General features: G+C 68.7%; 8 protein-coding genes. 2 read left to right on the top strand and 6 right to left on the bottom strand.

Going from position 1 to position 6238, the window contains the following annotated elements:
* The first annotated feature begins 17 nt into the window (after positions 1 to 17).
* Positions 18 to 431, top strand: coding sequence for a DUF6152 family protein (locus AC3WPZ_RS21710; RefSeq protein WP_492441488.1), 414 nt, complete (start codon positions 18 to 20; stop codon positions 429 to 431).
* Positions 432 to 492: 61 nt separating this feature from the next.
* On the opposite strand, the gene adk is transcribed toward AC3WPZ_RS21710, so the two are convergent.
* From adk to AC3WPZ_RS21680, 6 genes are all read right to left on the bottom strand, one after another.
* Complete coding sequence (adk, locus tag AC3WPZ_RS21705; protein WP_382157688.1) at positions 493 to 1149, bottom strand: adenylate kinase; 657 nt, start codon at positions 1147 to 1149, stop codon at positions 493 to 495.
* 156 nt (positions 1150 to 1305) lie between these two features.
* The gene (kdsB, locus tag AC3WPZ_RS21700) at positions 1306 to 2091 is read right to left on the bottom strand and encodes a 3-deoxy-manno-octulosonate cytidylyltransferase (RefSeq protein ID WP_444686627.1); all 786 of its coding nucleotides are present in this window, start codon (positions 2089 to 2091) and stop codon (positions 1306 to 1308) included.
* Positions 2088 to 2294, bottom strand: coding sequence for a Trm112 family protein (locus tag AC3WPZ_RS21695; protein WP_291117088.1), 207 nt, complete (start codon positions 2292 to 2294; stop codon positions 2088 to 2090). The genes kdsB and AC3WPZ_RS21695 overlap by 4 nt, the downstream gene beginning before the upstream one ends.
* Before the next feature lie 35 nt (positions 2295 to 2329).
* The gene (gene lpxK, locus AC3WPZ_RS21690; RefSeq protein ID WP_444686626.1) at positions 2330 to 3400 is read right to left on the bottom strand and encodes a tetraacyldisaccharide 4'-kinase; all 1071 of its coding nucleotides are present in this window, start codon (positions 3398 to 3400) and stop codon (positions 2330 to 2332) included.
* A gap of 19 nt (positions 3401 to 3419) precedes the next feature.
* Positions 3420 to 3854 carry an ExbD/TolR family protein gene (locus AC3WPZ_RS21685; RefSeq protein WP_291117082.1) on the bottom strand — a complete coding sequence of 145 codons (435 nt, stop codon included), beginning with the start codon at positions 3852 to 3854 and terminating at the stop codon, positions 3420 to 3422.
* Positions 3851 to 4498, bottom strand: coding sequence for a MotA/TolQ/ExbB proton channel family protein (locus AC3WPZ_RS21680; RefSeq protein WP_382157694.1), 648 nt, complete (start codon positions 4496 to 4498; stop codon positions 3851 to 3853). The genes AC3WPZ_RS21685 and AC3WPZ_RS21680 overlap by 4 nt, the downstream gene beginning before the upstream one ends.
* 358 nt (positions 4499 to 4856) lie before the next feature.
* Between AC3WPZ_RS21680 and xseA the strand changes: the two genes are divergently transcribed.
* Entirely contained in the window at positions 4857 to 6155 is a 1299-nt protein-coding gene (gene xseA, locus AC3WPZ_RS21675; protein WP_444687480.1) for an exodeoxyribonuclease VII large subunit, read from the top strand.
* The last annotated feature ends 83 nt before the right edge of the window (positions 6156 to 6238 follow it).

Here is a 6238-nt window from a genome sequence, read left to right as displayed (position 1 = left end):
GTTGGGGCGGTGGGGCGCTGGCCCACCATGGCTGGAGCAGCTTCGACCAGGACCGTCCGCTCTACCTGGAGGGGCGGGTGGTCGAGGTGAAGTGGCGCAACCCGCACGCCGAGCTGGTGCTGGAGCTGCCCGAGGCCCTGCGCCTGCCGGCCGACCTCGGCCAACGCCCTTTGCCCGCCCAGACGGCGGGCATCGACGGGCCCGCGCTGCTGGCCAAGACCGTGTTGCCCACGCGCCGCGACCGGCGCTGGGAGATCGAACTGGCGCCGCTGTTCCGGTTGGGGCAATGGCAGATGCCTGAGGTCAAGACCGGGGCCTCCCTGTCCACCGTGGGCTTCGCGTTCAAGGACGAGAAGGGCGAAGCGATCCTGCGCGCCGAGTACGTGTTTCTGGAGGGCAAGGCCTACGGCCTGCGCTCCAGCCCGGCTTGAGCCCTCCTGAAAGCGGAACACCCGGCACGTGGCCGGGTGTTCTGCGGGAAGCCGGGGTGGCTTACTTCGACAGCGCCTCGAAGGCGCGCGCCGTGATGTCCTCGACCGAGCCCATGCCGCTGATGGCGCGGTACTTGGGCGCGGCGGCCGCGTCCGAGCGCGCCCAGCTGCTGTAGTAGTCCACGAGGGGACGGGTCTGTGCGCTGTAGACCTCGAGCCGCTTCTTCACGGTCTCTTCCTTGTCGTCTTCGCGCTGGATCAACGGCTCGCCGGTCACGTCGTCCTTGCCTTCCACCTTGGGCGGGTTGAACTTGACGTGGTAGGTGCGGCCCGAGGCGGGGTGCGAACGGCGGCCGCTCATGCGTTCGATGATGGCGTCGAACGGCACGTCAATTTCCAGCACGTAGTCCAGCTTCACGCCGGCGGACTTCATGGCATCGGCCTGCGGAATGGTGCGCGGGAAGCCGTCGAACAGGAAGCCGTTGGCGCAATCGGACTGGGCAATGCGTTCCTTGACCAGGTTGATGATGAGGTCGTCGCTGACCAGACCGCCGGATTCCATCACGGCCTTGGCTTGCAGCCCCAGGGGGGTGCCGGCCTTCACCGCCGCGCGCAGCATGTCGCCGGTGGAGATCTGGGGGATGCCGTATTTTTGGCAAATGAACGTGGCTTGCGTTCCTTTGCCGGCACCCGGGGCGCCCAACAGAATCAGTCTCATCGCTTTCCTTTTTTCAGAGTTTCAATGGCGTGGCCGCTTGTCTCGAGCGGCGGCCCCAGGGCGTGGGAGCCGGGGCGACCGGTCGAGGATAGCACGGGCACCCTTCGCTCTGGCTGACAGGAAAAGGGCTCCGACGCCCACCGCAAGGCCCGTAATTCAGGCCTTGGCGAGCAGCTCGCGCACCCGTTGAAGATCTTGCGGCGTGTCCACGCCGGGGCCCGGTGCATGGGCCGTCACGTGCACCGCGATGCGGTGGCCGTGCCAGAGCACGCGCAATTGCTCCAGCGACTCGATGGCTTCCAGCGACGAAGGCTCCAGCTGGGGAAACTGCCGCAGGAAGCCGGCGCGATAGGCGTAGATGCCGACGTGGCGCAGTGGCGCAGGGGTCGGCAGCGCGCTCATGGGCTGGCCGGGTGCCATGCCATCGCGCCACCAGGCGATGGGTGCGCGGCTGAAGTACAGCGCGGTGCCCATGCGGTCGAGCACCACCTTCACCACGTTGGGATTGAGGAAGTCGCTCGTGCTGTCGAGGGCGTGGGCGGCGGTGCTCATCACGCAATCGTCGCGGCGCCGCAGTTCGGCCGCCACGGCGTCGATCAGCGTCGGCTCGATCAGAGGTTCGTCGCCTTGCACATTGACCACCAATGCCTCATCCGCCAGGCCGAGCAGGGCGCAGGCTTCGGCCAGGCGGTCGCTGCCGGAGCGGTGGTCGGTTCGCGTGAGCAGGGCTTGCACGCCGTGGGCGGCGCAGGCGTCGACGATGCGCGGATCGTCGGCCGCCACCACGCAGCGCGAGGCGCCGCTCTGCATCGCGCGCTGCGCCACGCGCACCACCATGGGCACGCCGGCGATGTCGGCCAGGGGTTTGTCGGGCAGGCGGGTGGAGGCCAGCCGGGCGGGAATGAGGACGGTGAAGTCGGCCGCCGCGGTGGGCAGGCTCATGCGAGCGGGGCGGGGGCCGATGGGCGCGCCGCTTCCTCTTCGCTGATCGTGCGGGCCTCGTGTTCGAGCAGGATGGGAATGCCGTCGCGCACCGGGTAGGCCAGGCGCGCGCTGCGCGAGAGCAGTTCCTGCTTGTCGCGGTCGAAGATCAGAGGGCCCTTGGTGACCGGGCAGACCAGCAGTTCGAGCAGTTTGGTGTCCATGGCGGAATGATAGTCGCGCCGGCTGGATCCGGGTTTCAAGGCGCGGGGCGCCAGGCGGTCAGATGGGCGTCGACCGCCTCGAAAAATGCCGGGTCGGGCGTGAGTTCGAGCGGGACGGCCCAGGCTTGCACGGAGCCGTCTGCCGGCAAAAGGGCAAAGAGTTTGGTCGCGTCCTTCTCGGTGCAGACCAAGGGGTGCCGCGCGCCGTGCACCAGCTCCGCGTAGGCCGCCGGGTCGGCGTGATCCGGCAGGGCCACCTGCTGCGTGGGGGCGAGGCCGGCCTCCCGCAGCATGTCAAAGAACACCTCGGGCCGGGCGATGCCGGCCACCGCGGTCAGCGGCTCGCCCTTCAATCGCGACAGTTCGATGCGCTGGCCCCGGGGGCCGACGGCATGGGCGGCCAGTTGCCGCACCGCCCCGAACGCGGGCATGTCCGGCGCCGCCACACCCGTGGCGGCCGGCGCACCCGCGCGGCCTTGCCGCAGGAGAAGGTCGGGCCTGAACGGCGCGTGGCGCGCGGGCGGCCAGGGTTCGCGCAGCAGGCCGGCGGGCAGCAGCCAACCGTTGCCCACGCCGCGGTCGTCAAACACCGCGATGGCCAGTTGCCTCGCCAACGCGAGGTGCTGCAGCCCGTCGTCGCACACCAGCACATCCACGTCGGGGTGGGTGGCGCGCAGCGCGCGCGCGGCATCGACCCGGCGAGCCGCCACGCAGACGGGGACGCCGGTGCGCTGGTGGATCAAGAGGGGCTCGTCCCCGGCTTCGCTGGCTGGCGTGTCGGCGTGCACATGGGTCACGCCGATGGCGTGCCGGCCATGACCCCGCGAGACCACACCGGGATGCCAGCCCTGCGCCTGAAGGTGCTTGACCAGCGCGATGGTGCAGGGCGTCTTTCCCGCACCGCCGACCACCACGTTGCCGACCACGACGACCGGCACATCCATCTGGTGAACCTTCAGCAGCCCACGGGCATACAGCCAGCGGCGCAGGGCCATGAGCGAGCGGTACAGCAGGGAGACGGGCCAGAGCAGGCAGGACAGCGGGCCGCGTTGCTGGGCGCGCCGCAGCCAGGCGGCTTCCTGCGTCTGCCCCTGGGCCTGGCTCATGGCGGGCACCCGTGGCGCGTCAGGGTTTGCCGCGGGCGGGGGCACCCGTCTGCTGGGTGGCGAACGTGATCTGCACCAGGCCGGCCCGGCGGGCGGCGTCCATCACATTGATGACCGACTGGTGGGTGGCGGCGGCGTCCGCGCTGATGACGATGACTGTGTCGCGGTTGTCCTGCGAGGCTTCCGAGAGCACGCGCGTGAGGACCTCGACGCCCGCGCCCTCGAGCACCTGCCGGTTGATGGAGTAGCGGCCGTCGCTGCCCACCGCCACCACGATCTCGCGCGGATTCTGCTTGGGCGCCTGCGCATCGGCCACCGGAAGGTTCACCTTCAGTTCGGTGAACTTGCTGTAGGTGGTGGTGAGCATCAGGAAGATCAGCACCACCAGCAGGATGTCGATGAACGGGATCAGGTTGATCTCGGGCTCATCGTGCTCACCGGTGCGGAAGTTCATAGCGTGGGCTTCCGCAGGCTCAGCAGGTGCCGGGCGAAGCGCTCCGCCGCGAGTTCCATGGACAGCAGGTAGCTGTCCACCCGGGCGCGGAAGTAGCGCCAGAAGATCAGCGCGGGGATGGCGATGATCAGGCCGAACGCGGTGTTGTAGAGGGCGATCGAGATGCCGTGCGCGAGCTGGCCGGGGTTGCCCATGCCGGGCACGGCGCCAACGGTGTCCACCGCCTGCGAGCCGAAGATCTCGATCATGCCGATGACGGTGCCGAGCAGGCCGAGCAGGGGCGCGGCCGACGCGATCGTGGCCAGCGCGCCCAGGTAGCGCTGCAGCTTGGCGGCGGCCTCGCGGCCCGCGCCTTCCAGGCTGGCGCGCAGGTCGTCTTCGGTGGCGCGCGGGTTGACGTTGTAGGTGCGGAAACCGGTGGCGAGCACCGTGCCCAGCACGGAGTTCTGTTCAAGCTGCTTGACCACGTCCGGGCCCGGGATGCCGTTGCGCGAGACCATGATGGCTTCGTCGAGCAGCTTGGGCGGGAAGATCTTGCGCGTTTTGAGGCTGACGAAGCGTTCGATGACCAGGGCCATGCCGAGCACGGAACAGGCGATCAGGGGCCAGATGGGCCAGCCAGCGGCTTGTATGATGGAAAACAAATCAGAACTCCAGGCTAGTGCCACCGGACGCGGGTGGCCTTGAGGGTGCGAACGATTATGTCTCAGGCCCATGTGCGGCCCTCTGAAGGGACCGACCATTCGGCCCCTGCCCATGCCGTCCAGCCAGTCGGGCCCGATTCCTCTCCCTGATGCACAAATTCTGTGGATAACTTTGTGAAAAACTCACCCGCGATGCGCACGAAACCCCGGCCTGGAAGGGCCGGCGACACGTCGATCACAAAACAGGCACTGCAAATGTCTTTGGAATCAAGGCTCTTGGCGGCATCGCGCGGCGCCATTGAAGGGTGTTTCAGCATCGCCAGCAACGGCGCGGCTTGTGGACACATTTGCCCCGGAGATGCGCGTGGCTGAATCCTTGTTCGATGCCGATCAGCCGTCCGCGCGGCGTGTGTGGGCAGTTGGCCCGCTGATGCGAGCCGTGGCCGACACCGTCTCGGCCCGATTCAATCCGGTGGCGGTTCGGGGGGAGCTTTCGGGCTTTTCGAGGGCGGCCAGCGGCCATTGTTATTTTTCGCTCAAGGACGAGATCGGCCAGGTGCGTTGCGCCATGTTCAGGCGCTCGGCCGAGCAGTTGAGTTTTGCCCCGCGCGATGGCCAGCTGGTCGAGGCGCGTGGCAAGCTCGATGTCTACGGTGCGCGCGGCGATCTGCAGCTCATTGTCGAGTCGCTGCAGCCCGCGGGGCAGGGCGCGCTGTTCGAACAATTCCTCAAGCTCAAGGCCCAGCTGGAGGCCGAGGGCCTGTTCGAGGAGGCCCGCAAACGTCCGCTGCCCGTGCAGCCGCGCAGCATCGGCATCGTCACGTCCCTGGGTGCGGCGGCCTTGCGCGATGTGGTCACGGCGTTGAAGCGGCGGGTGCCCCATATTCCGGTGGTCATCTACCCGGCGGCCGTGCAGGGCGCGCAGGCGCCTGCCGAGCTGTGCGCCGCGCTGCAAACCGCTTACCAGCGGCATGCGGACACCGGCGAGAGCGAGGTGCTGCTGCTCGTGCGCGGAGGCGGGTCGCTGGAAGACCTGTGGTCGTTCAACGACCCGGTGCTGGTGCGCACCATCGCGCAGGCCCCGATGCCCGTGGTGTGCGGCGTCGGACACGAGACCGACTTCACTTTGGCCGATTTCGTGGCCGACCTGCGCGCGCCCACGCCGACCGCGGCGGCCGAGCTGTGCGCACCCACGAAAGTGCAGCGCCTAGGCGAACTGGCCTACCTGCAGGAGCGCCTGAACGATGGCGCCTATTCGGACATCGATCAGCGCGGTCAGCGGCTTGACCGCCTGGCCCAGCGCCTGGGGCGGCCCTCCGGGCGCATCCACGACAGCCTGCAGCACCTGGCCAGTCTGGAGCACGGCTTGCAGCGCAGTGGTTCGCTGGCGATCCAGCGCCAGCACAACCGCCTGCAGACCTTGCAGACCCAGTTGCCGCCATCCTTGCAGCGCGCGCTGCAAGCGCAGCGGCAGCGGTTGCAGCGCGGCCAGACCGCGCTGGGCCTGCTCGATCCGCAACTCGTGCTGCAGCGGGGCTATGCCTTTCTCACCGACGAGCATGGTGCTGCGCTCACGCGCGCCGCTCAGGCCCGGCCCGGGCAGCCGCTGCGCGCGACGCTGGCCGATGGCTCGCTGGACGTGAGGGTGGAAGGCTGAATCCCTGAGGGCCGAGAAACCCTGATCGCTCTGCCGTCACTGGCCTTGCCTACAATGCGGAGGCCCGATTGCCTTGTGCTCCG

The sequence above is a fragment of the Hydrogenophaga sp. FW305-3-2-15-A-LB1 genome (genome assembly GCF_058787875.1).
This window is presented reverse-complemented; position numbering and strand designations above follow the sequence as displayed.